Below are 25,892 nucleotides of genomic sequence, written 5' to 3' on the forward strand. Positions count from 1 at the left end.
CGTTAGCGGTGGAGTATAGCAAACGCGATTTGGAGGACGCAGGGGTGGGGCATGGTGCCTATGCCTGTCCCGTTCTGTACCTGTACCGTTCCGTACTGTCAGATCCCGGCCGGGTGTTACTCAACCACGTTCTTCCAGAACTCTTCTGCCGGCTGGTCGTTGATCCTGCGAAGCGTCTTGATCTGGCGCAGGATCGCGGCGTCCCGAGGTGGCTGAAAGTCGATGTTCAGCCAGGTCAGCGGCAGGGCCTGGATCGTGGAGATGTCGGTGACGCGGCTCCGCCAGACGACCAGTTCCTCGACCGGCGAGTTGCGCAGCGGCGACAGGTCTGAAACGAGCGTGTTTTCGCAGAAGAAGGTCTTCAGCGGCGCGCCAATGAGCGGGCTGATGTCCGAAATCTTCGTGATGTTGATGCACAGAAACTGCAGCGGCGCGCCCTGGAGCGGCGACAGGTCGATCGCCAGTCCGTTTCCGCCGACGTTCATTCGCGTCAGGGGCATGCCGCGGAGCGGCGAGAGGTCTGACCCGCGCCAGTTCCAGAGCGTGAGTTCGACCAGCCGCATGCCGGCGAGTGGGCTGAGGTCGGAGATGGCGGTGACGTCGGCGCGAAGTCTTGTGAGCGGCATGCCCTTCAGTGGCGTCAGGTCGCTCAGCGTGCTGTTGCCCTCGATCGAAAGCTCGGACAGTTGCATGCCCTGCAGCGGGGACAGATCGCTGAATGTGGACGACGGCCCGGTCAGCTTCAACGTCCGCAGCCGCTTGAGCCGGGCGACGGGCGTGATGTCTTTCACCATCTCGGTGGAGAAGGCCAGCCCGACGATGGCGTCGTCGTCGAACGTGGGTTGGACCTGGCCGCTGAACCCGGGGTTGCGCTGCTTGAGACCCGCGACCAGCGCGGTGAGCTGTTCGGCGGCGGTCGGCTCGGGGCGGACATTGATGGCGGCGGCGGGGGCTGTTATCGCCGCGGTGGTGGGATTCCCGGTGGCGGGAATGGCGGTGTTTGGCTGCCCGGCGTTGAGGTTGGCCAGGCCGATCGCGACGGCAGCGCCCAGCGTCGCGACGACCCCGACGCCGACCAGGACGCGCGCGCCTTTCTTCGGCGACGCTGGCTGACGCACGCCGGCCGACGCTGCGGCCAGGGCGGCGATATCGACATTGCCGAGGCCGCCCGCCGGCGGCGCGGCGGCCGACGCGAGCGTGTGCTGTGCGGCGGCCGCGACCAGGATCTGGTAGAGCGGCACCGACTCGCGGATGTTCTTCAGTTCGCGCGGGCCCAGGAACGTCGCCTTGATCGCCAGGCGGTTCTTCACGACCTCATAGACCGTCTGCGAAAAGCAGATGCCGCCGGGCTCGGCCTGGGCCAGGATGCGGGCGGCGACGTTCACCCCGTCGCCGAGCACGTCGCTCTCGGAGACCACCACGTCTCCTAGGTGAATGCCGATGCGGTGTTGCAGGCAGTCCTGTGGCGGCAGCGTTTCGGCGGCGCTGGCGAAATGGCTCTGCACCTTCATCGCACATTCGATCGCCCGCCCGGCCGAGCCGAAGTGCATGAGCAGTCCGTCCCCGGTGTTCTTGATGACCCGGCCGTCGTGGGCGGCACATTCGGAAGCGATGTAGTCGAGGTCGCGCCGGATGTTGGCAACGGTGCGCGGCTCGTCGGCCTCCATGCGGGCGCTGAACGCCACGGCGTCAGTGAAGACGATGGTGGCGAGCACGCGGTTTTGCGCAAGGTTGTCCAGCATGGGCTGCGGGGCAAAATACTGTGAAGTGGGACGAATTGGAACCTGGGGAGGGGTTTACGCAACGCCCGGGATTGCGTCAGGCGGCAGTCCAGAGACTAGTCGACCAGGAACGGGGATATCACTCTTCCTCGTCGTCCTCCCGTGCCTTCCTCGGCCGGCCGCGGTCGCGGAGGGTGTACTCCAGGCCGAGCTTTTTCGCGGTTGCCGCGATCCACTTCGCCGAACCGTACGGCCTGCCCCGGGCGATGCTCAGCTTCATCGCCTCGGCCTCGGCGACCTCGATTGGCTTGTTCACCCACGCCGCCCAGTCCGCCGGCTTCCCGCCGGGCCAGCGCGTCAGTGCCGGCCAGTCGTCGGCGGCGACATCGTCCGGCCGCGCGGTCGATGGATCGACGTGGGCCGCGAGGCTGCTCCATCGCCAGTCCTGGGCCCGACGGACGAGCTTCGCCCGGCGGGGGTTGGCCTCGACATACCGGCAGACGGCCCGGAAGTGCCTGCCCCCTTCGATCGGAAAGCTCTTGAACCGCCCCTGGTACAGGTGCCCGCCGCCGACGGTGTGGTAGTGGGTATGATGCCGCCGCACGTGCGTAACGCCGACCCACCCCAGCAGCCGACCGATCGAATCGGCGTTCTTCGGCGACAGAACCAGGTGCCAGTGGTTGGGCATCAGGCACCAGCCGTACAGTTTGACGGGGTACCGCCGAAGCCCTTCGGCGAGAATGCCGCAGAACGCGTCGTAGTCGCCGGCCCTGAGGAAGAGCTTCTGGCGTCCGTTGCCCCGATTGAGCACGTGGTAAAATCCCCCGGCGGCGATGGAGCGGGCGGTGCGTGGCATGATCGCAGGCTAACCGCTGCCGCTGGCGGGAGTCAATGGAAAAGAGTGATGTCCCCTTTCCACACGCGTTCCATCACGGTGCTTTCAATTCCTCACGGCGTTTCCGCGGAGAAACCGTCTTCCCACGGCAGCGCCGGCGCGCCTTGCATGTTCTTCATGATCACTTTCATCTGTTCCACCATGAACAGCGGCTTGGCCGCCTCTTTCGCCAGCGCGTTCAGCCGCTCCTGCATCGCGGCGACTTTGTCGGGGTGCTGGGCGGCGATGTTGGTCTTCTCGCCGGGGTCCTGCACGATGTTGTAGAGTTCCGGCGGCGACGACGGGAGCATCGCCTTCCAGATCAGCTTGTAGTCGCCCTGACGGATGGCGGCGCGGAACGGCTCGATGTTGTAGATGATTTCCGACCGCCCGGCGGTGTCTTTGAAGTTGAACGCGACGCCGTCCAGCGGCTTGCACTTGGCCGTTGACGCCCCGGCGTTGGCGGCGATGGTGGGATAGAGGTCGACGGCGTGGATCAGGCTGTCGGACACGCCGGGCTTGATGGCGCGGGGCCAGTTCAAAAACGCCGGCACGCGCGTGCCGCCTTCCAGGAGCGAGCCCTTACCGTCGCGGTACGGGCCGTTGTCACAGGGGATTTTCACCTTCGACATGTCCGCCATCACGCCGGCGAACATCGGGTTGCTCGTGCCGCCGTTGTCGCTGTGGAAGATGATCAGCGTGTTATCGCGGATGCCCTTCTTGTCGAGCGCCGCGACGACCCGGCCGATCTCGTCGTCGAGGCAGGACACCATGCCGGCGTAAGTGCGGCGGGTCGGCTCGGCGATGTGCGCGTAGCGGTCGATGTATTCCTTGGGCGCCTGATAAGGCGTGTGCGGGGCGTTGAACGCCAGGTAGAGGTAAAGGGGCGTGGCGGCGTCGTGGGTTTCGATCAGTTTCTCGGCGTCCTTGCCCAGGAGCGTGGTGGTATAGCCTTCTTCCTTCACCGGGACGTTGTCGCGGTACCAGTCGAGCACGCCGTGCTCTTCGTGGGTGAAGTAGTCCAGTTCGCCGATCAGCGGGCCGTACTGGTAGTCGAAGCCGCGCTGCCTGGGCCAGTACTTTTTGTCGGCGTGGCCGAGGTGCCACTTGCCGATGATCGCGGTCTTGTAGCCGGCTTCCTTCAGGGCCTGGGGCAGGAGCCATTCGCTGGTGTCCAGCCCGTACGCCGCGACGGACGGAATAACCGCCGTCTGCAGGCCGTAGCGGAACGGGTAGCGGCCGGTCATGAGCGCAGCGCGAGTGGGCGTGCACATCGGCTGGACGTAGAACTGCGAGAGCTTCAGGCCGGTGGCGGCAAGCTTGTCGAGGTGCGGCGTCTTGATGTCGGCGCAGCCGTTGAAGCCGACGTCTTTCCATCCCAGGTCATCGGCGACGATGTGGACGACATGTGGCGGGGCGCCACCCGGAGACGGGGGAGCCGCCAGCGCCGTCGTAACCAAGAGCGCTTGAGCGACAATCGCCAACAGACGGTGGGTCGAGATCATGTTTGATTTCCCTGAGGAGATTGACGCAGCAGGATCCCTCACCAGTTAATGCATGAGACCGCTTCGCCGGGCAGCAATGTAACAGTCGCGTAGGGTTCGTGCCAAGATGATCCCGGTGCCGCCGAGCGACGGCGCGGCCTCTGCGCTCATCGCGCGGCAGACACGACGCGGCGGCCTTCGAGCATGAGATGGCTCATCGCGCATCCGCCACAGGCGTGCGACTGCGTTGCGGGGAGCAGCGTCCGGGCGACCTGCCCCGATTGGGCTGGTATGGTCGCCGCGGGGTTGGAATCGGTTGCGGTCCTCAACAGCTCTGTCGGTGGCGGTGTGAGGCTCGGCGGCACGGCGGGCCATTGCGCGGGGGGCAGGCTGGCGGCGGCGTCGGCGGTGTAGAGGCTGACGCCGGCCTTGATCGTCTGCAGCACCTTCAGCTCGCCCAGTTTTTCCTTGTCGATCGCGAACGGGTCGCCCGAAAGCACCACAAAGTCCGCGACTTTACCGACTTCGATGGAGCCCTTTTCGTTTTCCTCGAAGTGCTGGTACGCGCCCCAGATTGTGAGCGACTTGAGCGCATCGTTCACTCCGATGCGCTCGTCGGCACCAAGGATGTCGCCGCTGCGGGTGCGGCGGGTGACGACCGACGACAGGATGCGGATGGCGCTGGGCTGGGCGACGGGCGAATCGTGGTGCTGGGTGAAGATGATCCCCCGCCGCAAGGCCGACTGCGCCGGCGAGATGCGCTCGGCCCGGACGGGGCCGAGGGTTTCGTCGCGGTGCCAGTCGCCCCAGTAGAAGCAGTGCATGCCGAAGAAGGACGGCATCAGGCCGAGGTCTTTCATCGAATCGAGCTGGTCCGGGCGGGCGGCCTGCGCGTGGATGACCACGTTGCGACGGTCGGCCGGGCCGTGCTTGGCGGTCGCGTCGCGGACGGCGGAGATGTATTGATCGATCGCCGCGTCGCCGTTGCAGTGGGCGAGGATCTGCCAGCCGTTGGCGAACGCCTTATCGACCTTGGCGGCGATGACCTGGTCGGGGAGGGTTTCGTAACCGCGGTAGTTGGTGGCGGCGGCCGGCGGGGGTTTGACGTAGGGCTGCGTGAGATAGCCGGTCTTGCCCTGGATCGAGCCGTCGAGGTTGAGCTTGATGCCGCCGATGCGGTAGCGGCCGTTGTACTTCCTTGAATGCCAGGGCGACTTCATCTCCGGGGGCTCGTCGGTGAAGATCATGTCCATGTACGAGACGACATCGATCTTCATTCTCCCGGCCTGGGCGAGCTGGACGAAGCTGCCGTGGGCCGGCCCGGTGGCGCGGCCTTCCTGGGCGGTGGTGTAGCCATGGCTGATGTAGAGGTCCTGGCCCATGACCGCGAGTTGTGCGATCTGGTCGGGGTTGAGCTTGGGGAAGATCGACATCGCGGCGCCCATGAAGGCGGTTTCCTCCAGTACGCCGTTGGGCGATTTGCCGTCGTCTTCGCGACGAACGACGCCGCCTTGCGGGTCCTTGGTGTCGGCGGTGAGGCCGGCCAGTTCGAGGGCCCTGGTGTTCATCACACCGAGATGGGCCGACTGATGAACGATGAGGATGGGCAGGTCTTTGGACACGGCGTCGAGGTCGTGCCGGGTCGGGTGTCGCTTCTCGGCCAGTTGGGCGTCGTCGTAGCCGAAGCCAAGGATGAGGTTGAACTTTTTGGCCGACTCGCTCTGCGCATAGGCGCGGAGCAACCGCTGGAGGTCGGCGACCGAGTTGCCCTGGCCATCGGGGGCCGGAAGCAGGTTGGCCGATGCCGCCTGGATGCCGGTTGTAAATGCATGGCCGTGGCCGTCGATGAACCCCGGGAGCATCGTGCGGCCCTTAAGGTCGATCGCCGCGGTCGCCGCACCCTTGAGTTTTTCGACGTCTGCCAGTGACCCGGCGGCGATGATTTTGCCGTCCTTCACGGCGACAGCCTGCACCCGAGGCGATGCATCGTTCATCGTGATGATGGGCCCGCCGGTGTAGATGGCGTCGGCGACAACGGCCGCAGGGGCCTGATTGCTGCAGCCAAGGAATAGGAGGATGGCGAGGATCCTGGAGGCTTTCAGCAGGGTGGATGCTTTGATGAAGGGCAAGGGAATCGCTCCTTTCGTTTTACTGGAGGACTGGGAAAGAGGACTTCAAAACCAGACCGTTTTCAAGGTGGCACTCGTAGGATTCACTGGCGGTTCGTTGACGGGATACCGGGCACGCCGTGACGATACCGGGAACCTGCGACACAAACGATCGGACATCGCCATGAAACACCTGCGGCTTCTTCTGTCCGTCCTGATGGGGCTTCTGCCGGCGGTCGTGCTTGCGGCCGAACCGGTGACGGTTGCGGCCGAGCCGCTGACACCCGCGGTTCCCGCGGCGCAGCGGCCGAACATTGTGCTCATCCTGGCGGACGATCTGGGGTACGGCGATCTGGGCTGTTACAACGCCGACGCCAAGGTGCCCACGCCCCACCTCGATCGGCTGGCCCGCGAGGGGATGCGGCTGACCGATGCCCACTCGGCGTCCACGGTGTGTACGCCATCACGCTACAGCCTGATGACCGGGCGGATGTGCTTTCGGACGGGGTATCGAGGGGGCGTGTATACCGGGGTTGGCGGCCCGGGGCTGATCGAGAAGGACCGCCTGACACTGCCGGGTATGCTGCGCGACCAGGGGTACGCCACGGCGTGCGTGGGCAAGTGGCACATCGGCCTGACGTTCCCGACGGCTGACGGCACGGCGGCCCATGCGTTGAAGATCGACAACCCCCCGGCCGGGCCGGCGCGGGAACTGGAGCGCATCCGGCGGGTGGATTTCGGCAAGCCGATCGCCGACGGGCCGGTGCATCGCGGGTTCGATTACTTCTTCGGCACGGCCTGCTGCCCGGGCACGGACTGGCTGTATGCGTTCATCGAGAACGATCGTGTGCCGGTTCCGCCGGTGCGAACGCTGGATGCCTCGACCCTTCCCAAGCACCCCTACGCCAACGATTGCCGGCGCGGTCTGATCGCCCCGGGGTATGACCTGGAGATGCTGGACTTGGTGTTCCTGGAGCGGAGCAAGGCGTGGCTCGACGGGCAGGTGAAGCGCGACCCGAAGCAGCCGTTCTTCCTGTATCACTCGATGCAGGCGGTGCACCTGCCGTCGTTCGCGGCGCCGGCGTTCAAGGGCAAGACCAACGCCGGGCCCCATGGGGACTTTATCGCCGAGATGGACTTCATCGTCGGCGAGCTGCGGGCGACGTTGCAGAAGCTGGGCGTGGCCGACAACACGCTCATCCTGTTCAGCAGCGACAACGGCCCGGAAACGACGACCGCAATCCATATGCGCGGCGACTTCAACCACGATCCGGCGCGGCCCTGGCGGGGTGTCAAACGCGACAACTGGGAAGGCGGGCACCGTGTGCCGCTGATCGCGCATTGGCCGAGCCGGATCAAGCCCGGCTTCAGCGACGCCACCGTCTGCCTGACAGACGTGCTGGCGACCTGCGCGCACCTGATCGGCGCCAAGCTGCCCGAGAATGCGGCGGAGGACAGTTTCAGCTTTCTACCCGAGCTGACCGGCGCCCCCGCCGACCGCCCCCGCCGCGACTACACGATTCATCAGACGATCAGCCTGGCGATGGCGATTCGGCGTGGGGAGTGGAAGTACCTCGATCATCGCGGGTCGGGCGGGAACAGCTACGAGAATGGTGAGCTCAAGCCGTTTGCGCTACCCGACACCGCGCCCGATGCCCCTGGCCAGCTGTACAACCTGAAGGCCGACCCCGGCGAAACGACCAACCTGTACTTCAAGCATCCGGAGATCGCCAGGGAGCTGAAGGCGCTGCTGGAGGCGAGCAAGGCTGCGGGGAGAAGCGTGGGGAAGGGAAAGGTGAGGCCTTGACGATCGCTACGGATGGACGACATGCTTAATTCGTAACGAATTTCGCAAGGAGAACGGTGGTCGCCACTCGACACACACAGTCGCTCACCGATTTTCGCCAGAAGGCGACCGAAACACTCGAACGTCTGAACAGGACCGGCGAGGCGGAGGTCCTTACTGTAAACGGCGAGGCCCGCGCGGTGCTGCTATCACCCGCGGTCTACGACGAGATGGCCCGCGAGGCGCAACTCACCCGCGATGTACCGGTGATCCGACAGGCGATGAAGCAGATCGATGAGGGCAAGGGGATGGAAGTCGATGCGGTATTCGGCTCGATCCGCGCCGAACTTCTGGCAATGAAAAACGAAGGCCAGCGCAAGGCGGACGGTAGATGAAACGGCATCGTCTGACGGTCGCGCCGATCGTCTTCGACCAAATCCGCGCAGGTACTGTTCATCGCGCAGGATTCAATTGACAACGCGCTGGCATGGGAGAGTCGACTTCAGACGGCGATCAAGTTCAGCGGGTACGCCGTGGACGAACCGGCAAGTGAGCGGCTGGGCTATCCCGTTCGCAAGCTCGTATTTGAAGGGACTTACCTGCTGCACTTCATCGTAGACGAGGCGGCCAGCTTGATACGGGTGGTGAACTTTCGACACGGCGCGCGTCTGCCCTTGAGGGGCGAACCGTAGCTTCAAAACAACGAATACCGCTGTGCCAGCGGCAGCACTTCGGACGGTTCACACTTGAGGGAGACACCGTCGGCGGTGACTTCGTACGTTTCGGGGTCGACGGTGATCTTTGGCGTGGCGTCGTTGTGCTTCATGTCTTTCTTGCCGATGGTGCGGCAGTTCATGACGGGGGTTAGCTTCTTGACGACGCCATAACGCTGCACCTCGCCGGCCTGCAGCGACGCGGCGCTGACGAACGCCAGCGACGCCCCGCCGAGCGCGCGGCCCATCGAGCCGAACTGCGGGCGCATGTAGACCGGTTGCGGCGTGGGGATGCTGGCGTTGGGGTCACCCATCTGGCCCCATGAGATCACGCCGCCCTTCAGCACCAGTTCAGGCTTCATGCCGAACATCGCCGGCTTCCAGATGACCAGGTCGGCGAGCTTGCCGACTTCGACTGACCCGACCACATGCCCGACGCCGTGAGCGATCGCCGGGTTGATCGTGTACTTGGCGACGTACCGCTTGATGCGGGCGTTGTCGTGCTCGGCGGGGTCGCCGGGCAATTTGCCTCGCTGGCGTTTCATCTTGTCGCCGGTCTGCCAGGTGCGGGTGATGACTTCGCCAATCCGCCCCATCGCCTGGCTGTCGGAGCTGATGATGCTGATGGCGCCCAGGTCGTGCAGGATGTCCTCGGCGGCGATGGTTTCGCCGCGGATACGGCTCTCGGCGAACGACACGTCTTCCGGCAGGTTCGCATCGAGATGATGGCACACCATCAGCATGTCGAGGTGCTCATCGAGCGTGTTGACGGTGTACGGCCGGGTGGGATTGGTGCTGCTGGGGATGACGTTGGGCTCGCCGCACACGCGGATGATGTCCGGTGCGTGGCCGCCGCCTGCACCTTCGCTGTGATAGGTGTGGATCGTGCGGCCTTTGAACGCGGCGATGCTCGTTTCGACGAAGCCGGATTCGTTGAGCGTGTCGGTGTGGATCGTCGCCTGCACGTCGTACTGGTCGCAGATGTCGAGGCAGCAGTCGATCGCGGCGGGTGTCGTTCCCCAGTCTTCGTGCAGCTTCAGGCCGATCGCGCCGCCGAGGATCTGCTCGTGCAATCCTTCGGGCTTGGCGCTGTTGCCCTTGCCGGTGAAGCCGAAGTTGAGGGGCAGAGTGTCAGTGGCCTGCAGCATCATTCGGAGGTGGTACGCGCCTGGGGTGCAGGTGGTGGCACAGGTGCCGGTGGCCGGGCCGGTGCCGCCGCCGATCATGGTCGTCAGGCCGGCGGCGATCGCTTCGTACGCCTGCTGGGGGCAGATGTAATGGATGTGCGTATCCAGCCCGCCGGCGGTGATGATGAGGCCTTCTCCGGCGATGACTTCGGTCGTGACGCCGACGATCATGTTCTTGCCCACGCCGGCCATCACGTCGGGGTTGCCGGCCTTGCCGATGCCGGCGATCAGGCCGTTTTTAATGCCGATGTCGGCTTTGTAGATGCCGGTGTAGTCGATGACCAGGGCGTTGGTGATGACGCAGTCAAGGGCATCGGCCTGGGAGACGCCGGTGGCCTGGCCCATGCCGTCACGGATGGTTTTGCCGCCGCCGAACTTGCACTCGTCGCCGTAGACGGTGAAGTCTTTCTCGACTTGCAGGACGAGGGAGGTATCGCCCAGGCGAACGCGGTCGCCGGTGGTGGGACCGTAGATGTCGGCGTAGGCGGATCGGGGGATTCGGTGTGGCATGGCTTTCCGAGGTGGCACGGGCGTCTGGCCCGTGATTTGTCTGGGGTTAACCGGAACATGGGCGAGACGCCAATACCATGTTCAGGTCGTAGCGAACGAGCCGGCTTTCGCCTTTTCCAGCATCGCCTTTTTGCCGGCGTCGCTCACCGGACCATCGGCGAGGTTGTTCCCGCCGCGGATCACCTTGTTCCCGGCGATCGCCACCAGGGTGACCTTTTTCGTGTCGCCAGGCTCAAACCGCACGGCGGTGCCGGCGGGAATGTCGAGGCGTTTGCCGTACGACGCGGCGCGGTCGAACTTCAGTGCGGCATTGGTCTCGACGAAGTGGTAATGGCTGCCGACCTGGATCGGCCGGTCGCCGAGGTTGGTGACCTCGACCACGACTGACTCACGGCCTTCGTTGAGGGCGAGATCGCCGGCCATCGGCGTGACTTCGCCGGGGGTGACACCGTCGCCGTCACCCGGAGCAGGGCCGAACTCGCGCAACGCCGGAACGGGGAGGAACGATCCGTAGAGGGCAAGCGAGAGGTCACCGTCGTCGGCGGCAATAGGGTGGTGGACGGTGACCAGCTTGGTGCCGTCGGGGAAGGTACCTTCCACCTGCACATCGTAGATCATCTCGGGCACGCCAGTCATCACCTGGCGACGGCCCAGGAATCGCCGGCCGAGGTCCATCAGTTCGGCGACGCTGCGGCCGTCGCGGATGAACTCGAGCAACTGTGTGGCGATCAGCGCGACCGACTCGGGGTGGTTCAGCCGAACGCCGCGGGCCAGGCGCTTCTGCGCCAGGAAGCCGGCGTTGTGGAGCAGGAGCTTGTCGATCTCGCGGGGCGACAGGTGCATGAACTGATTCCTCCGTCACACTCTCTTCGTACGACGCGATGGCACGTACCACGCAGGCGGCTGCTGGATCGAGTTCAGGACGCGGACACGCACATTCGCCGACGATCTCACCCTCTGCGCGACCAAGGGTCAATACCGACCACTTCCATCGCGGATGCCAACTGCGATCGCAGCCAGTGCCAGGCGGCATCGGTGCTTTTTGCGGCAAACCGCACGACCGCGCCGCTGAACTCGGTCGCTGCGTCGCCGATGGGACTGATGCCGTACTGCACATCGCGACGCGGATCGATCGGCTGGCGTTCGAGACGCTGCTTGAGCGCTTCGGCGACGCCGGCGAAAGCCGGTCCGACAACCCACGCCATACCCAGGCAGTCCATCCCCGCGGTACGGGCGACGGGGTGAATCGGGCCGTCGGCGGGATCGAGCGTGGTTGACTCGCGCAGCCGAAGTCGGCCGCCGACACTGATGCGGGTTTCCGTTTCGTAACGGTCAAACGCCCAGCGCTCGCCACGGGCCATTCGGCCGCTGGTCAGCCAGTCGACCGCCACGAGAGATGCCGTCGGCGAAAGATCGAAGTTCTGCCGCTGCACGAAACGACTGCCGGCGAAACAGGTGATCGGATCGGGCCAGCTTACCAGCATTGCGTTTTCGCCGAGGACGGCGGCTAGCTGCTGCTGACCCGCCCCGCCGCCCGAACCCGCGGCGAAAGCCGACCGGCTGCGGTAGACCTTTGTCGAAGCCTGCGTACCCAGGACGGTTCGCGTGCCCGGGCCGCAGCGGACTGCGACGGAGATGCGATCGCCACAGACGAAGCCACCGCCGTACGACCCGGCGACGATCCATGCCGCCGCTGCCCGGCTTCGGGGTGAAAGAAGCCGTAGCGGACTTTCGGCCCGCAGGCGGACGACCTCGGTCCGTCCGCCGACCAGCGCCAGGTCAACACGACCGAATCCGGCGCGCGCGGCGTTCGGCGCCCGGGACGGGGTCGGATCGGCGATGGCCAGGGACGGCGCGTCGGGAATCATCGGGGGCCATCGTACCGTACGGCGACGCGGGTCAGAACGTCCGCACCAGCAATGCCACACCCATCACGGCAACCGCGCCGCCCATGACACGCATCAGCGAGAGCAAGGGACGGGTTTCTCCCGAAGACGTTCGCGCCCGCATCAGGGTGCCCAGGGCGATGCCAGCGCCGAGCAACATCAGGGTGGCGATGATCATGCCCATGGCGTAACCGATCGGGCCGCGTCCGCCGAGGCTGACACCTTCCTGCATATGGGCATAGCCGTGGAAGAACGCGAACGCCGGGACCATGTACAGCGCCGTCGACGTCGGGAACGCACCCGCCGCGACCAGTAGAAGCCCGAAGATGATGACGGAAGCGGCGATGAGGTGTTCGACAATACTCGGCTGCGCCGGCCCGCCGACGAGCGCGACGACACCGCCGACGATCATCGCGATCAGGAACGACAGCGGCAGAAGCCACCGCTGACGCCGCTCCGTCTCAGAAGTCTGGTAGGAGGCCCGGGCGGCGATCAGCCCGACGGCAAGCATTGCCAGGACGTGATCGAGCCCCGAGAAGGGGTGATTGGCGCCCGCTCGAAAATCGACGACGCCACCACCACCGGATGACGTATGTGCCGATGCCGCGAACGACACGAGCAGAAGAGACGCTGCGCCTACGACGACCTTGTGCGCGAACTGCATGTCGACTCCTTTCGGGGCTTGATCGACCGGGGGTGAACCCGGGTCGGTTGGTTCATCAAGCCGCACAACTACTGGAGCGCTCCTCGCATCCGTCCGCACAGACTTCATCGTTCCTCTCCTCGTATCGGTCCTCAACGCCAAATCCCGCTGCTTTTGCCGCCGCTTCGGCACCCTCAACCCTCGGCACCGCGACGTCAGACGTGCAGATGCCGTTCGATCACTTCTTCGGTCAGCTCGGTCGTCGGCCCCTCGGAGACGACCTTGCCGCGGTTCATGATGTAAAACGCGTGCCCGAACTCCTTCACGAAGTCCAAGTATTGTTCGACCAGGATTACTGTCATTCCGCGTTCGGTCACGAGCTTTTGCAGCACGTGGCCGATCTGCGTGATGACGTTCGGCTGAATGCCCTCGGTGGGTTCGTCGAGCAGCAGGACTTTCGGATCGCCGGCCAGGGCCCGGCCGATCGCCAGCTGCTGCTGTTGCCCGCCGGACAGGTCGCCGCCATTGCGCTTGGACATCTGCTTGAGCACCGGGAACAGCTCGAAGATGTCCTCGGGAATGGTCTTCTTGCCGTCGCTGCGGGCCTGCAGGCCCACGCGGAGGTTCTCCTCGACGGACAGCTTCGCGAAGATCTGCCTGCCCTGCGGCACCAGCGCGATACCCGCCTTGGCACGGCGGTTGGCCGGCAGGGAACTGACGTCGCGCTCGCCGAGCTGCACGCTGCCGCTGTTGTGACGGCGGATGCCCATGATGGTCTGCATGAGCGTGGTCTTGCCCACGCCGTTGCGACCGATGACACAGGTCACCTTGCCGGGCGCAAACTTCATGGTCACGCCACGAAGGGCCTGCACCATGCCGTAAGCGAAGGAGATGTTATTGATGGCAAGCATGTTGATTGCCGCTGCAGCGGCTGAAGTCGGGAGTCTGAAGTCAGGAGTCAAAAAGACGCAGGAAGCATTCTCTGACTTCCGACTTCTGACTCCCAGCTTCGGGCCGCTCAGCGGCCCAGGTACGCTTCGATCACTTCCGGGTTCTTCGACACTTCGTCGATCGTTCCCTCGGCCAGGAGCTTGCCTTCGTTCAGCACGGTTACCTTGCTGGCCAGCCGGCGGACGAACTCCATGTCGTGCTCGATCACGATGATCGTGTGGTTGCCCTTGAGCTCCAGCAGCAACTCGGCCGTCAGCTCGGTTTCCTTGTCCGTCAGACCGGCGGCCGGCTCGTCCACCAGCAGGAGTTTGGGCTCGGCCACGATCAGCATGCTGATCTCGAGCCACTGCCGCTGACCGTGACTGAGAAACTTGGCCGGCGTGTTGATCGCTTCGATCAGGTGCACGCGACGAAGAATCGTGATGATCTTATCGCGTTGCTCGCTGGTCTCCTTGCCGAAGAGGTTCTTGAACACCGGGCGGCGGCCGGGCAGCGCCAGTTCCATGTTCTCGTAGACCGTCAGGCTGTCGAAGACGGTGGGTGTCTGGAACTTGCGGCCGACGCCCAGCCGGGCAATCTCCGAGTCGGCCTTGCCGGTGATCTCTTCCTTGTGGAAGAAGATCCGGCCGGTCTTGTTCCGGGTCTTTCCGCTGATCACATCGCAGAGCGTGGTTTTACCCGCGCCATTGGGACCGATGACCACCCGCAGGTCGTTGAAGTGCACGCCGAAACGGGTGATGTCCAGCGCCTTGAAGCCGTCGAACTCGACGCTGACGCCCTGCACGAAGACAGCATGGCTCTCGACGTCGTCGATTTCGACCGGAGGATTGCCTGGGATGGTTCCGCTCATGTGTTTTGCGTTGGCGTCACGGCCGACACGTCGCTCCTGGAAGTTGCATCAGCCGATGCCTGCGGCAACGCCATCGGGTGCTTCGTCGGCCATCATGCGCGCCCGGACGGCCTTCTCACGCGAGACGACCACGCGTTCCATCGCCAGCGTGACGACAAGGAACATGATCAGCAGGTAGTAATGCAGCGGCATGGCCAGCACGCGTGTCTTTTGCATCCATTCCGGCGTGAAACCGAGCGCCTCGCTCAGGGTGAAGAGGCAGACGGCGAAGATCGGAATCGCCGCGCTTGCGACAGCGACCGGGCCCGCACCCTGCTCGACCCGCTTCTCGACCCGGTCCCACAACCCGACAAAGCCGTCAGGGAAGAACAACACAACCGCGATAAACAGCGAGCCGTAGACGTACAGCCAGGCGTTGGGAACGTACGACGTCAGCGACGACTTGGCGTAATTGACGAGCAATGCGCCAAGGATCGCTCCCCACAGTCTTCCGCGGCCGCCAACGGCAATCAGGATGACCATGAAGATAGACGCATCGACGTGCATGTCCTGCGGCGTGATGATGCCCACCTGCGGGGCGTACAGCATCCCGCCGACCGCGGCCAGCGCCGCACCGACCGCGAAGGCAAACACCTTGAACGCATGCGGCTTATACCCCGAGAAGTAGAGCCGGCTTTCCTTGTCGCGGACCGCGACCAGAACCCGCCCCAGCCGCGAGCGAACGATGAACCGGCAGACGAGATACGCAACCAGCACCATCGTGACGGTCAGCAGGTAAAGCCCGAGGATCCAAGACTGCTTCTGGCTGAAGTCCTTGTTGAAGTTGGTCAGCCCGTTGGTGCCGCCGAGCAGCATTTCATTACGGCTGATGAGCAGCCAGCCGCCCCAGGCGACGGCTTGGGTGATGATCGAGAAATACACGCCTTTGACGCGATTTCGCAGGATAACGAACCCGAACAGCGATGCGGCCAGGGCGGCGATCATGATTCCGCCAAAGATCGCAAAACCCATCGAAGCGAACGGCTTCCAGAAGAGCGGCAGTTCCCGCAGATTGTTGAAGTACATGAAGTGCGGGATGTTGTTGTACTCCGGCCGCACATCGCCGCCGCCTTGGGGAAGGCTCAGGAACATGCCCATGCAGTAGCCACCGGCACAGAAAAACAGTGCCTGGCAAAGCGTAAGCAGGCCGGTGTAGCCCCAGACCAGATCAACGCCCAAAGCCACCAGCGCGAAGCAGAGGTACTTGCCCAGCAACTGCACGCGGTAGTCGGGAACGACGCCGCCCAGGTTCAATGCGGGGACCGCGACAAAAAACAGGCCCAGCAGCACGAACATGACGATCATGCGGAGCTTGCGCGTCGTCGGATGCAGCGCGATGCCAATGGTCACATCGGATGACTTCATGGTCGATTGCGGTTCAATCATTGGCGAGCCTTCCCTTCGGCGGGAACAAGCCGCTGGGACGGCGCTGCAGGAATCCTACGACCAGCACGAGCACGAGCACCTTGCCCACGACCGATGCGCCGGATGAGAGGGTCGGAATTGAGCCGAGGAACGATTCGAAGTACTTGCCGGTAAAGCCCAGCCCGAACCCGGCGATGATCGCGCCGGCCAGCTTGCCGACACCCCCGACGACCACCACCAGGAAGCATTCGACGATGTACTCCTGACCGATCGACGGGTTGATCTTGTTGTAAAGCGGCACCGCCACACCGGCCAGCCCGGCCAGGCTGCAGCCGAACGCGAACGTGAGTGAATCGATGAACCGCGTCGGCACGCCCAGGGCCGTAGCCATCTGGCGGTTCTGCGTGGTGGCCCGAAGGAGCAGGCCGAGCTTGGTCTTGTTGACCATGATGTAGACGATCGTGATGCAGAAGACGCAGTAGATCAGGATGTAGAGCCGGTTCCGGGCGAAGACCAGATCGGGGGCCACTTCCCATCCGCCCTGCATCCAGGTCGGGGCGCTGACCGAGAGCGAATCGCCGAACTGCCCGCGGGCGAGCTGGATCAGGATCAGGCCAATGCCATAGGTCGCCAGGAGTGTTTCCAGGGGCCGAGCATACAGATGACGAATGACCAGCAGTTCCGCGACGAATCCGAACAGCCCCGACACGATGAACGCCGCCGGGACCGCCGCGAGCGGGAAGTAGTTGTAGCTTTCGGGGAAGTGCGTCTTGAAGTAGGACGCGACGACGAACGTCGTGAAAGCCCCCACCATCATGAACTCGCCATGAGCCATGTTGATGACGCCCATCAGGCCGAACACGATGCTCAGACCCAGTGCCAGGAGCACAAGAATGCTGCCGAGCGACAGGCCCGCGAAGGTATTCTGAACGAACCGGATGCGTGACTGGTAACCTTCGGCGGCGCTCAACGACGGCGCCACCTCGTCGGCAAACGCCTTGTCGCCCATCCGCTCGGACGCGTTCCGGAGCTTGCCAAGAAGGTTCTCGGCGCGGGCGGTGCCGATCTTGCCAAGCGACTTGACCGCCGCGAGCTGCGTCGGCTTGTCGCCGAGCACCGCGTCCATCAGGGCAACGGCCTCGGTCAGGGGCTCTTTGAACGCGCCATTGGGATCGGCACTCAGTTGACGCTTCAACGCCTCGGCGAAGTTGGGGAGTTCTTCGAAGTTGGCCTTGACCGCGTCGAGCCGGCCCTTGTAGGTGGAGGCCTCGGTTTCGAGGGTGGCGATCGCCACTCTCAACCTGGCGTCGACGACCGGAAGCGTGGCGGGCGTTTCGCCGAGCGCTGCGTTCGCGCCTTTCACCGGCTCCAGAGCGGCCGTTACGGCATCCACCGCCGCCTGCGGAGGGGTCCAAGCCAGTAGGGTAGTCGGCTTATCAGCCAGGGCGGCGTCGATCGCCGACAACAGGGCAACCTTCGGGTTGACCGCCGGCGCGGTCGACGGCTGGGTGGTCGATGCTTTGGCAGTCTCTGATTGCCGCAGCAGTTCTCCCAGTTCGGTCAGGGCTCGGCGAATGCGCAGTTCGTCATCAGGATCGGGAAAAACGCGTGCCGAACGGGCACCGGCGTCGCGGATGCTTTCACGCCGTTTCTCAGGATCGGGATGCAGCAAAGAGAGCGACGCCAGGAGATTGCGAACCGGCTTCTTCTGGGTCTCGCCGGTCGGGGCTTTGAAGGCATCGCTCAGGTTGATCTTCTCGACGACCGGCTGGTTGTCAGGACCGAGGATCGGGTCGCCGCTCAGGGCGTCGAACAGTGGAAAATATCGCACGGTGCGGCCGTCTTCGACGACTTCCTTGCCCTGGCCGTAGAGAAAGAGCTTCCCGTCGCGGAGCTTCAACTGCCCGCCAAGAAACGCGTTCAACGCCGGAATGATTCGGGCATCGCCCTTCTCGGCGAGCGACTCGTAGATCTTCAGACGTGCGGTGGGAGACGGTGCCTTGAGGGCTTTGAGGGCTTCGATGACGTCTGGCGGAATCGCCCCGGCGGGCAGGGGCGCAGCGGGTGCTGTCGCCGGCTGGGTGGAAGGGTCTGCCCCCGAGCTGCCGCCGGGGGTGGACGTCAGCATACCTGCAGCGACGATCAGCAGGGACATCCGGAGTACGCCGACGAGCCGACGAAAAAACCGGCTACCCCGCCTGGTGTCGTTCAACAAACGCTCGCTGGGATCCGTCATGAGAGCAACTTTTCCAGGGCGACTGAATGGCGCAACAGAGGCTTCTAGCCTGCCCGAATACGCCGGTGCATGAACTGCAGGGGGTGTACTCGGGCCGCCTCCCCGCGAGTCGGATTCGAAGGACGGACATGTCTGCCCGTCCCCCGATGATTGTTACAGCATCAAAATCGAGGCCAGACGCCGGGAATTACTTCGCCGGGATGACATCGACGCCGTCGATCTTCGTGTAGACCGTCTTGCCGTCGGCGGTTTCGATCTGGCACCAGGAGCCGGGGATCAGGAGGAGCACTTTCGTGCCCTTGGGTAGCATGCCGGCAGGCTTGGCACCGGCGGCTGGCATGGCCATGTAATACGGCTGCTCAGCGGTCAGCATGTGCGTCATTTCCTTGGCCGGAGTCGCCGGCGTGCCCTTGGTGACGGGCTTGACCGCGGCCGGAGCGGGCTTGGCGGCCGGCGGCTTCGGCGGAGCGGGCACCTCGATCGACTCGATGCCATCGATCTTGGTGTAAAGGGTCTTGCCATCGGCGGTTTCGATCTGCGCCATCGAACCCGGGATCAACAGCAACACTTGTGTGCCCTTCTTGATCGTGCCGCACGATTCGGCACCCGGCTTCATGTAGCAGGGCTGATCAACGGACAGATAGTGGGTCATTACCTTGGCGGGCGCGGCGGGCTTCGTCATGGCGGTCGACGGTGCCGGCTTCGTGTCCTTCATACAGCCGGTGAGTGCGGTGCCGCCCAGCAGCAGGCCGGCCACCAGCAATCCCCTGGTCATTCGTTGTTGTTTCATAAGTGAATAGGTTGGAGGTGTTCGAACGGGTGGGACGTCAGCAGCGGAAACACCCGGCCCGGACCGGCCGGGCACTTGCCTCTCGGCAAGCGCGCCGGCCGGTCCATCGGGCCTGATGTCTATAATTGGGTAAGCCAGCGATCGGGCCGATTACTTGGCGCCGGTCAGCTTCTTGAGGTCTTCAGCGGAGTGGAGGTAGCTGCTGAAGGAGTCGGGCTTCACGAGCGGGGCACCCGGGTTGATGATGTCGAACTGACCATCAGCCCGGATCGAGCCGATCAGAACCGGCTTGTAGGTGTGATGGTTGAGGACATCCATCTTCTTCTTGCCACCGGGAGCATCGAACTCCATACCCAGGACGGCCGGGATGACCTTCTCAATGTCGAACGTACCGGCCTTTTCGACCGCCATCTTCCAGACGTAGACGCCGAAGTACGCCGCTTCGATGGGATCGTCCGTGACGCGATCAGCGCCGCCGGGGAGCTTCATCTTCTTGCAATAGGCCTTGAAGTTCTCGACGAACTTCTTGTTTTCGGGGGTGTCGATCGACTGGTAGTAGTTCCAGGCGGCGAGGTGGCCGACCAGCTTTTCCACTTCCATCGAACGCAGTTCGTCTTCGGCGACCGAGAAGGCCATGATCGGGCACTTGTCGGCCGTCAGACCCTGGTTCGCGAACTCTTTATAGAACGGAACGTTCGAGTCGCCGTTGATGGTCGAAAGAACGCACGCATCGCCGTCCTTGGCGAAAGCCTTCACCTTACCGACGATGGTTTGGTAATCGCTGTGACCGAAGGGCGTGTACTCCTCCATGATGGAGGATTCGGGGACGCCCTTCTTGAGCAGGAACGCCTTGAGCACCTTGTTGGCGGTGCGCGGGAAGACGTAGTCGGTGCCGAGGAGGTAGAATTTCTTCTTGGAGCCGCCGTCCGCGCTCATCATGTATTCCGCGGCGGGAATGAGCTGCTGGTTGGGGCTGGCACCGGTGTAGAAGACGTTGTGGGACTGTTCTTCACCTTCGTACTGGACGGGGTAGAACAGCAGGCCGCCACCGTAGGGGTTTTCTTCCTTGGTGTACTTGCCTTCGAAAACGGGGAGGGCCGACTTGCGGCTGACCGAGGTCCAACACCCGAAGGTGACGGCGACCTTGTCCTGAACGATGAGTTGCTTGGCTTTTTCGGCGAAGAGAGGCCAGTTGCTGGCCGGGTCCACCACGACGGGCTGAACCATGTAGCTCTTGCCGCCGACTTTGATGCCGCCGGCAGTGTTGATCTCTTCGACCGCCATCAGAACGACGTCGCGGAGAGACGTCTCCGAGATCGCCATCGTTCCGGACAGCGAGTGGAGGACGCCAACCTTGACGGTTTCCTGGGCTTGAACATTGCCTGCGAGCAGGCCGAAAGTGGCGACCGCGGCGACGGCGCACTTCTTCAGCAGATTCTTAAGCATGCGAAAACTCCCTGAGATTGGACTTGAACTCCCGGCCCCGTTGGGTCGAACGGGGCCGGGAGAACGGATTGTGACGATTGAGATGGAGAGGTGTCGGAAGGGGAGCCGCTGGTCACTCGACCAACAACAACATCCGCCAACTCGACTTACTTGTACAACTCCGGGGTTGACGGGCAGGTGATTGTCATGGCCTGGCGGCGAACATCGCGCCAATGCCTCAACACCCATCCACCCGTCAATTCCGGCATGAGATTCTTAGAACGCCAGACCGAGCGACAGCGCGGTCACGATGAAGTTCTCTTCGGGGTTGTTGGGGATCTGGTCCTGAGCCGTGTACCAGTAGGTGGCGCTGGCCGAGAGGGTCCAGGTGCCGAACTGGGGCGGAACGAACGCGAGCGGGACGGAGATCGCCACGCCGGCGTTGAAGAACCCGAAGCCCGAGTCACCACCCTGGAAGCCGTCTTCAGTGAAGAAGCCGGCCGCGATCGGGAAGGCGAGCGTCGGGGCGTAGACGCCTTCGCCGACCTTGATGCTGGGCTTGATGCCCGGGACGATGACCAAGCCGGTTTCCTGGCCGCCGTTACCGTCATAACGGTAGTGGAGGGTGACCGACGGGTTCAGGGCAAAGCCCTTGATGATCGAGTCGCCATCGGCGTAGGCAACCGTGAGGTCGGCGATCTTCTCTTCGTCACCGGCGTAGGACCACAGGCCGTTGGCGAGGGTGACGCTGAAAGCGCCGAAGGAGGCGGTCACACCGACGTTGACGTCGATTTCCTGAACCGAGCCACCGATGCCGCTCTCAACGTTATTGTTGATGTCGGCCCAGACGTTGACGAAGCCGGTGAAGCTGACGTCATCGCCCATCTTACCGAGGGCAGCCGAGAGGGTGCCGTAGGTGAAGGCGGTCGACTTGGCCGAGAAGGGCGAGTACTGGTCGCCGCCACCCCACACGTCAGCGCCATAGCTGATGAAGTGCGAGGTGTAGTCGGTGCCGAACGAGAGGCTGTACGCGGAACCCGGACGCACTTCTTCCGCTTGAGCGGTGCCGGCGGTCAGGGCGGTTGAGGCGAGGGCGACCGCCACGGCGGCGGCGCGGACACGGCGAGAGAACAGAGACTTGATGCTGGAGAGCATGCAGTCTAACTCCTTCCAAAATAGAAGATGCAACTAAACCGATGCGTGGCGGGAACTGTCGACACGACCACCGTGCCGTCCTTCGCCTAGTCCTTGCCTGGTCCGATCCAGGTTGTGTTACCCGACACTCGACGATGCCGCCCGGAACACTTCCGAACGTCGCGACGAAGAGCCGGGCGAGCCCTAGGACTTGCCATCAGCCGGAAATGCCTAGGCAAACGCGGTGCCAGTTAAGTCCAACCACGCGGTTGCCGATATTTCCGCCCCCTTCATCGGCCCAAATCTGCCCAGACCAGTTGTTAAAGTCGGAATAACGCGACCGATACCCCATACCCCACCGCGCGAGCACTAGGCAAACGGGCTTGCCGAGTGAAACAATGCTCATTTTATGACTCACCCCGAGATTGCCGGACCTCGCCGCCATTCACCTAAAGTTTCCCGCTTCCCCCCGCCGATCCTTCACACTTTTGTCTTCGTCCATCGCCGCTCAATTCAGGCCGGCTGCGGCCAGAACAAGCCCGGCAATTTCGTCCACACCCACGCCGTGCTTCACCTGCGCGAACACCACCGGACCCTCACCGCGCATTTTCCGGGCATCCCGGGCCATCACGTCCAGGTCGGCGCCCACCGCGACAGCCAGATCCGTCTTATTGATGACCAGTACGTCGGCCTGCGTGATTCCCGGTCCACCCTGCGCGGAACCTTGTCTCCCCCCGCCACATCGATCACGTAAACAGTAAAATCGGCCAGTTCGCGACTGAAATGGGCGGCCAGGTTATCTCCCCCGGACTCGATCAGCAGTAATTGCGGCGAAAACTTCTCGCTGAGGTGTTCCAGCGCCAGCAGGTTCGCGGAGATGTCTTCCCGAATCGCTGCGTGAGGGCATCCGCCGGTCTCCACGGCGAGAATACGATCGGGCTCGAGGGCGTCGTTGCGGATCAGAAACTCCCCGTCTTCGCGCGTGAAGATGTCGTTGGTCACGGCGCAGAGCGCAACCTTGGCGCGAAGATTACGACAAAGCTGAAGCATCAATGCGGTTTTCCCGCTGCCGACCGGGCCCCCCACGCCGACCGTAAATGCCCGCCGGCGGAAATCCCGGTTCCGGAGCATCTGCGGACGGAACTCGTATCGACCCGGATGGTCCCAGGTGTCGTGCGTGTGGTCGGGTGCCGAGGGAGAATTGGAACTCATGGTGATGTTCAGCTTTGAAACAACCGCGAATACAGCCGGTCCTGGGTGGACTGCAGGAGATCGAGCATCGGCGCGGTCTGGGTGATCGACTCGAGCGGACGGCCGATTGCGGTCGCGGCCAGCCGGTCGGCATCGGCCGCGATAGCCGCCTGAAGGCGCTGGCCTTCCAGCGGGCCGACGATGCCCAGCCGCACCGCCGCAGACAGCATGCCACGGCCGGTCATGAACAGGAATCCGGAGGCGGCGGCGGCCACGTCCAGCCCCAGCGCCCCCGCCACAAGTCCGAATACCACCGGCAGATGACCGGGCGATCGGTCCCGGCGAAGCCGATCGGCGGCGTCGGTCAGCACAGGCGCGTCGAACGTCGTCGCCGCCGTCGCCATCAGGGCACGACCCTGCACCCGGCCGGCCCGGTTGGCGACGTGGTTGGAGACGCAGGCGTCATAGAAGGCGTCGATGTCGGCAAAGTCCGCCGGTTTTCGAACCACCGCGACGACCACCGGCGCGATCCCGGCCGCACACTGGGCAAGCGCCATCTGGACGAACGAAAGCAAACCTTCGCCGTCGCGAATCATGCCATGCTGCCAGGCGGCTTCCACCCCGCCCGAGTGCGCAAAGCCACCGGTCGGGAACGCCGAGTCGATCAGTTGCCAGAGAGTCCAGTGATGTTGAGGATGGTCGCCCTTCGCTGATGGCACGGCGAGAGTGGAATGGACCGACGGGCGAACGTCAACAGTAGGGTCCGCCTTGGCGGACGCATAGTGTGCAGTCGCTCGATGGTGCTTGTTTCGATACTGCCTCCGCTGCCCAATGGTCCGCCAAGGCGGACCCTACCAAGATGCACGAACTCTCCATCGCCCAGAGCCTCGTCGAGCTGATGGAAGACGAGCTGATCGCCAGTCGTTCGCCAGACGCGGCGTCGCACGCCGTGTTTTACGTCGGCCGGGTCGTCATTAAGGTGGGGGCGCTGTCGGGCGTGGTGCCCGAGGCGCTGGCGAGCGCCTTCCCGGTCGCCATCAGCCGATCGTCAATCCGCGGCGCGACCTTGACCATTGAAGAGATTCCCGTCACGGTGTTTTGCCCGACCTGCGACGCCCGGCATGAGCTATCATCGCCGCAGCGGCTCCGCTGCCCCGTTTGCGACACGCCTACACCGGACGTGGTCGGCGGGCGCGAACTGGAACTGGTCTCGATCGAGGTATTGGATGACAACGATTCCGACAGCCCAACCCCGCATCCTTGAAGTCCGCACGCAGATCCTCAAGAAAAACGACGTCACCGCGCGGTCGATGCGCGACCGCTTCCGCGAGGCCGGCGTTTTCGTCACCAGCCTGGTGTCCAGCCCAGGGTCGGGGAAGACGACGTTTCTGCGGGAGATTCTCCGCCGGTTGAACCAGACCCAGCGCGTCGCCGCCTTGGTCGGCGACCTCGCGACCGAGAATGACGCCAAACGCCTCGCCGAGAGCGGCGCGCCGGTCCGGCAGATCGTCACCGGCACGGTCTGCCATCTTGAAGCTGACATGGTGGAGCGGGCGATCGGCGACTGGAAGCTGGACGAACTGGATCACCTCTTCGTTGAGAACGTCGGCAACCTCGTCTGCCCCTCGAGCTACGACCTGGGTGAAGACCTGCGGCTGGTGCTGCTGTCCACCACCGAAGGCGAAGACAAACCGCTGAAGTATCCGACCATCTTCAACACCGCCGACATCGCCATCATTACCAAGTGCGACATCGCTGAGGTGATCGGCTTCGACCGCGCTGCGGCGCTGGCAAGCATCGAGTCGGTCCGGCCGGGAATGAAGGTAATGGAAGTGTCGGCCAGGACAGGACAAGGAATGGATGAGTTCCTGGCGTTCCTCGCCGAGCGCGTGGCGGCGCGGAGCGGTGCAACGGCCTTAGCCTAGCACCACCTCGTGATACTCGAGCGCCCACTCGCGCATGTACCGCACCTGCGTCGGCTTCAGGCGGTAGACAATCAGCATGGGGTTCTCCAGGCTGCCGAGGTATTGCCGCATCAGCGCGTTGGCGTTCCAGATCTCTTCAAGCAACGGTCGATCCGTCACCACCTCGGCGACGGCCGTGATGCGCACCTGGTTGTGCTGCTCGTCCGTGTAGCAGAGCTCGACCTTGGGGTTGGCGGCGATCTCCTGCGTCTTGTGGTACATCCGCAGATTCGCGACGTAGACCGTGAAGCCGTCGGTCCTGACCGGCGACACCGGCCGAACCCGCGGCTGGTCGCCGTCGATCGACGCCAGTACGGGGAACTTCGCGCTCGCCATCGTATCGCGGGCCAGTTGCGGCAGTTCGGCCGGGTCGATCGGCTTGGGCTGAGGCTTGGGCATCAGCGGATTTTGAGGCAGGAGGGATGAAAAATGCAAAACATGCGATGAAAAATGCGCATCGACGCACAGGACCGTCGCATTCCACCACGCTCGAGACTCCCCTGTCGTCGGCAAACGCCGTTCTACGCTTTTCATCGAATGATTAGCATTTTTCATTCCGCCTTCTTCCCGCTACAACGACACCACCAAGGAGCCCAATCATGCCGAAACTGACCGTCGAAGAAGTTGGAACGTTCGAAGTGCCCGAAGGAAAACGCCTGGTCAACGCGCTGGTCGATGAAGCGAAAATCGATCAGCTCCACGCATGCGGCGGAAACGCCCGCTGCACCACCTGCCGTGTGATGTTCGTCGCCGGCGAACCGACGAAGATAACCAAGGCGGAGAAGGACCTGATCGAACTGCGCGGACTTGGCGCCCATCCCGGCGTTCGGCTGAGCTGTCAGATCCAGTGCGAGCATGACATGACGGTCAAGGCGATCAGCCGACAGGCCGGCTCGGGACGAAGCACGCCCGGCGGCCGCCCCACGGACGAGATCCAGCCGCCGCCGGAATGGGTCGCGTAAGCGGCGAAGCCGGTCCCCGTCCGCGCAGGAGCTGCCGCGGCACGGATACAAACAAACCCGGGCGGCATCGCTG

The 25,892-nt window shown here is 63.9% G+C and carries 22 protein-coding genes and 1 pseudogene; 5 read left to right on the plus strand and 18 right to left on the minus strand.

Annotation, left to right across the window (positions count from 1 at the left end):
• Positions 1-116: 116 nt before the first annotated feature.
• The 4 genes from IPV69_RS27555 to IPV69_RS11415 all read right to left on the minus strand — a co-directional run bounded on the left by IPV69_RS27555 (position 117) and on the right by IPV69_RS11415 (position 6,208).
• The gene (locus tag IPV69_RS27555) at positions 117-1,742 is read right to left on the minus strand and encodes an adenylate/guanylate cyclase domain-containing protein (protein WP_206295233.1); all 1,626 of its coding nucleotides are present in this window, start codon (positions 1,740-1,742) and stop codon (positions 117-119) included.
• 118 nt (positions 1,743-1,860) lie between these two features.
• Positions 1,861-2,577, minus strand: a complete 717-nt coding sequence (locus IPV69_RS11405; protein ID WP_206295234.1) for a transposase — start codon at positions 2,575-2,577, stop codon at positions 1,861-1,863.
• A gap of 92 nt (positions 2,578-2,669) precedes the next feature.
• Complete coding sequence (locus IPV69_RS11410) at positions 2,670-4,100, minus strand: arylsulfatase B (RefSeq protein WP_206295235.1); 1,431 nt, start codon at positions 4,098-4,100, stop codon at positions 2,670-2,672.
• Between the two features lie 146 nt (positions 4,101-4,246).
• Positions 4,247-6,208, minus strand: coding sequence for an amidohydrolase (locus IPV69_RS11415; RefSeq protein WP_206295236.1), 1,962 nt, complete (start codon positions 6,206-6,208; stop codon positions 4,247-4,249).
• A gap of 163 nt (positions 6,209-6,371) precedes the next feature.
• Here IPV69_RS11415 and IPV69_RS11420 point away from each other — a divergent pair, with 163 nt between their 5' ends.
• Together IPV69_RS11420 and IPV69_RS11425 are read left to right on the plus strand one after the other, a co-directional pair.
• Positions 6,372-7,994: a sulfatase-like hydrolase/transferase gene (locus tag IPV69_RS11420; RefSeq protein ID WP_206295237.1), complete on the plus strand. Its 1,623-nt coding sequence runs from the start codon at positions 6,372-6,374 to the stop codon at positions 7,992-7,994.
• A gap of 56 nt (positions 7,995-8,050) precedes the next feature.
• Positions 8,051-8,368 (plus strand): type II toxin-antitoxin system Phd/YefM family antitoxin, encoded by a 318-nt coding sequence (locus tag IPV69_RS11425; RefSeq protein WP_206295238.1) that lies wholly within the window; start codon positions 8,051-8,053, stop codon positions 8,366-8,368.
• Between the two features lie 299 nt (positions 8,369-8,667).
• Here the strand turns inward: IPV69_RS11425 and ureC are convergent, their stop codons facing one another.
• From ureC to IPV69_RS11490, 13 genes and pseudogenes are all read right to left on the minus strand, one after another.
• On the minus strand, positions 8,668-10,383 hold the full coding sequence (ureC, locus tag IPV69_RS11430; RefSeq protein ID WP_206295239.1) for an urease subunit alpha: 1,716 nt from the start codon (positions 10,381-10,383) through the stop codon (positions 8,668-8,670).
• 81 nt (positions 10,384-10,464) lie between these two features.
• Entirely contained in the window at positions 10,465-11,226 is a 762-nt protein-coding gene (gene ureB, locus IPV69_RS11435) for an urease subunit beta (RefSeq protein WP_206295240.1), read from the minus strand.
• Positions 11,227-11,333: 107 nt separating this feature from the next.
• Positions 11,334-12,251 carry an urease accessory protein UreD gene (locus IPV69_RS11440; RefSeq protein WP_206295241.1) on the minus strand — a complete coding sequence of 306 codons (918 nt, stop codon included), beginning with the start codon at positions 12,249-12,251 and terminating at the stop codon, positions 11,334-11,336.
• 31 nt (positions 12,252-12,282) lie between these two features.
• Positions 12,283-12,933, minus strand: coding sequence for a HupE/UreJ family protein (locus tag IPV69_RS11445; protein ID WP_206295242.1), 651 nt, complete (start codon positions 12,931-12,933; stop codon positions 12,283-12,285).
• A 194-nt stretch (positions 12,934-13,127) separates the two neighbouring features.
• Positions 13,128-13,823, minus strand: a complete 696-nt coding sequence (gene urtE / locus IPV69_RS11450; RefSeq protein WP_206295243.1) for an urea ABC transporter ATP-binding subunit UrtE — start codon at positions 13,821-13,823, stop codon at positions 13,128-13,130.
• A gap of 107 nt (positions 13,824-13,930) precedes the next feature.
• On the minus strand, positions 13,931-14,713 hold the full coding sequence (gene urtD, locus IPV69_RS11455) for an urea ABC transporter ATP-binding protein UrtD (RefSeq protein ID WP_206295244.1): 783 nt from the start codon (positions 14,711-14,713) through the stop codon (positions 13,931-13,933).
• Between the two features lie 48 nt (positions 14,714-14,761).
• Entirely contained in the window at positions 14,762-16,117 is a 1,356-nt protein-coding gene (gene urtC / locus IPV69_RS11460) for an urea ABC transporter permease subunit UrtC (protein WP_206295245.1), read from the minus strand.
• A 13-nt stretch (positions 16,118-16,130) separates the two neighbouring features.
• Positions 16,131-18,353 carry an urea ABC transporter permease subunit UrtB gene (gene urtB, locus IPV69_RS11465; RefSeq protein WP_206295246.1) on the minus strand — a complete coding sequence of 741 codons (2,223 nt, stop codon included), beginning with the start codon at positions 18,351-18,353 and terminating at the stop codon, positions 16,131-16,133.
• 187 nt (positions 18,354-18,540) lie between these two features.
• Positions 18,541-19,143, minus strand: coding sequence for an SH3 domain-containing protein (locus IPV69_RS11470; protein ID WP_206295247.1), 603 nt, complete (start codon positions 19,141-19,143; stop codon positions 18,541-18,543).
• Positions 19,144-19,293: 150 nt separating this feature from the next.
• Complete coding sequence (gene urtA, locus IPV69_RS11475; protein ID WP_206295248.1) at positions 19,294-20,589, minus strand: urea ABC transporter substrate-binding protein; 1,296 nt, start codon at positions 20,587-20,589, stop codon at positions 19,294-19,296.
• 255 nt (positions 20,590-20,844) lie between these two features.
• Positions 20,845-21,723 carry a hypothetical protein gene (locus IPV69_RS11480; RefSeq protein ID WP_206295249.1) on the minus strand — a complete coding sequence of 293 codons (879 nt, stop codon included), beginning with the start codon at positions 21,721-21,723 and terminating at the stop codon, positions 20,845-20,847.
• 487 nt (positions 21,724-22,210) lie between these two features.
• Positions 22,211-22,914 (minus strand): annotated as a pseudogene (gene ureG / locus IPV69_RS11485) (urease accessory protein UreG).
• 8 nt (positions 22,915-22,922) lie between these two features.
• Positions 22,923-23,612 (minus strand): urease accessory protein UreF, encoded by a 690-nt coding sequence (locus IPV69_RS11490; RefSeq protein ID WP_206295250.1) that lies wholly within the window; start codon positions 23,610-23,612, stop codon positions 22,923-22,925.
• 65 nt (positions 23,613-23,677) lie between these two features.
• Between IPV69_RS11490 and IPV69_RS11495 the strand changes: the two genes are divergently transcribed.
• Together IPV69_RS11495 and hypB are read left to right on the plus strand one after the other, a co-directional pair.
• The gene (locus tag IPV69_RS11495) at positions 23,678-24,157 is read left to right on the plus strand and encodes a hydrogenase maturation nickel metallochaperone HypA/HybF (RefSeq protein ID WP_206295251.1); all 480 of its coding nucleotides are present in this window, start codon (positions 23,678-23,680) and stop codon (positions 24,155-24,157) included.
• The gene (hypB, locus tag IPV69_RS11500; protein ID WP_206295252.1) at positions 24,120-24,818 is read left to right on the plus strand and encodes a hydrogenase nickel incorporation protein HypB; all 699 of its coding nucleotides are present in this window, start codon (positions 24,120-24,122) and stop codon (positions 24,816-24,818) included. The genes IPV69_RS11495 and hypB overlap by 38 nt, the downstream gene beginning before the upstream one ends.
• On the opposite strand, the gene IPV69_RS11505 is transcribed toward hypB, so the two are convergent.
• Positions 24,810-25,256 carry a pyridoxamine 5'-phosphate oxidase family protein gene (locus IPV69_RS11505; RefSeq protein ID WP_206295253.1) on the minus strand — a complete coding sequence of 149 codons (447 nt, stop codon included), beginning with the start codon at positions 25,254-25,256 and terminating at the stop codon, positions 24,810-24,812. The genes hypB and IPV69_RS11505 overlap by 9 nt on opposite strands.
• A gap of 200 nt (positions 25,257-25,456) precedes the next feature.
• On the opposite strand from IPV69_RS11505, the gene IPV69_RS11510 reads away from it, so the two are divergent.
• The gene (locus tag IPV69_RS11510) at positions 25,457-25,819 is read left to right on the plus strand and encodes a 2Fe-2S iron-sulfur cluster-binding protein (RefSeq protein ID WP_206295254.1); all 363 of its coding nucleotides are present in this window, start codon (positions 25,457-25,459) and stop codon (positions 25,817-25,819) included.
• Positions 25,820-25,892: the final 73 nt, after the last annotated feature.

The organism is Humisphaera borealis, assembly GCF_015169395.1.
Taxonomy (GTDB): Bacteria; Planctomycetota; Phycisphaerae; order Tepidisphaerales; family Tepidisphaeraceae; genus Humisphaera; species Humisphaera borealis.

Bases quoted from the DNA above. Each gene is read 5' to 3' on its own strand.
- IPV69_RS11410 (WP_206295235.1), bottom strand. From the start codon at position 4,100: ATGATCTCGACCCACCGTCTGTTGGCGATTGTCGCTCAAGCGCTCTTG.
- IPV69_RS11510 (WP_206295254.1), top strand. From the start codon at position 25,457: ATGCCGAAACTGACCGTCGAAGAAGTTGGAACGTTCGAAGTGCCCGAA.
- IPV69_RS11420 (WP_206295237.1), top strand. From the start codon at position 6,372: ATGAAACACCTGCGGCTTCTTCTGTCCGTCCTGATGGGGCTTCTGCCG.
- IPV69_RS11470 (WP_206295247.1), bottom strand. From the start codon at position 19,143: ATGAAACAACAACGAATGACCAGGGGATTGCTGGTGGCCGGCCTGCTG.
- urtA (WP_206295248.1), bottom strand. From the start codon at position 20,589: ATGCTTAAGAATCTGCTGAAGAAGTGCGCCGTCGCCGCGGTCGCCACT.
- IPV69_RS11445 (WP_206295242.1), bottom strand. From the start codon at position 12,933: ATGCAGTTCGCGCACAAGGTCGTCGTAGGCGCAGCGTCTCTTCTGCTC.
- urtE (WP_206295243.1), bottom strand. From the start codon at position 13,823: ATGCTTGCCATCAATAACATCTCCTTCGCTTACGGCATGGTGCAGGCC.
- hypB (WP_206295252.1), top strand. From the start codon at position 24,120: ATGACAACGATTCCGACAGCCCAACCCCGCATCCTTGAAGTCCGCACG.
- IPV69_RS11480 (WP_206295249.1), bottom strand. From the start codon at position 21,723: ATGCTCTCCAGCATCAAGTCTCTGTTCTCTCGCCGTGTCCGCGCCGCC.
- IPV69_RS11405 (WP_206295234.1), bottom strand. From the start codon at position 2,577: ATGCCACGCACCGCCCGCTCCATCGCCGCCGGGGGATTTTACCACGTG.
- IPV69_RS27555 (WP_206295233.1), bottom strand. From the start codon at position 1,742: ATGCTGGACAACCTTGCGCAAAACCGCGTGCTCGCCACCATCGTCTTC.
- ureB (WP_206295240.1), bottom strand. From the start codon at position 11,226: ATGCACCTGTCGCCCCGCGAGATCGACAAGCTCCTGCTCCACAACGCC.
- urtB (WP_206295246.1), bottom strand. From the start codon at position 18,353: ATGACGGATCCCAGCGAGCGTTTGTTGAACGACACCAGGCGGGGTAGC.
- urtD (WP_206295244.1), bottom strand. From the start codon at position 14,713: ATGAGCGGAACCATCCCAGGCAATCCTCCGGTCGAAATCGACGACGTC.
- IPV69_RS11440 (WP_206295241.1), bottom strand. From the start codon at position 12,251: ATGATTCCCGACGCGCCGTCCCTGGCCATCGCCGATCCGACCCCGTCC.
- ureC (WP_206295239.1), bottom strand. From the start codon at position 10,383: ATGCCACACCGAATCCCCCGATCCGCCTACGCCGACATCTACGGTCCC.
- IPV69_RS11505 (WP_206295253.1), bottom strand. From the start codon at position 25,256: ATGCCCAAGCCTCAGCCCAAGCCGATCGACCCGGCCGAACTGCCGCAA.
- urtC (WP_206295245.1), bottom strand. From the start codon at position 16,117: ATGAAGTCATCCGATGTGACCATTGGCATCGCGCTGCATCCGACGACG.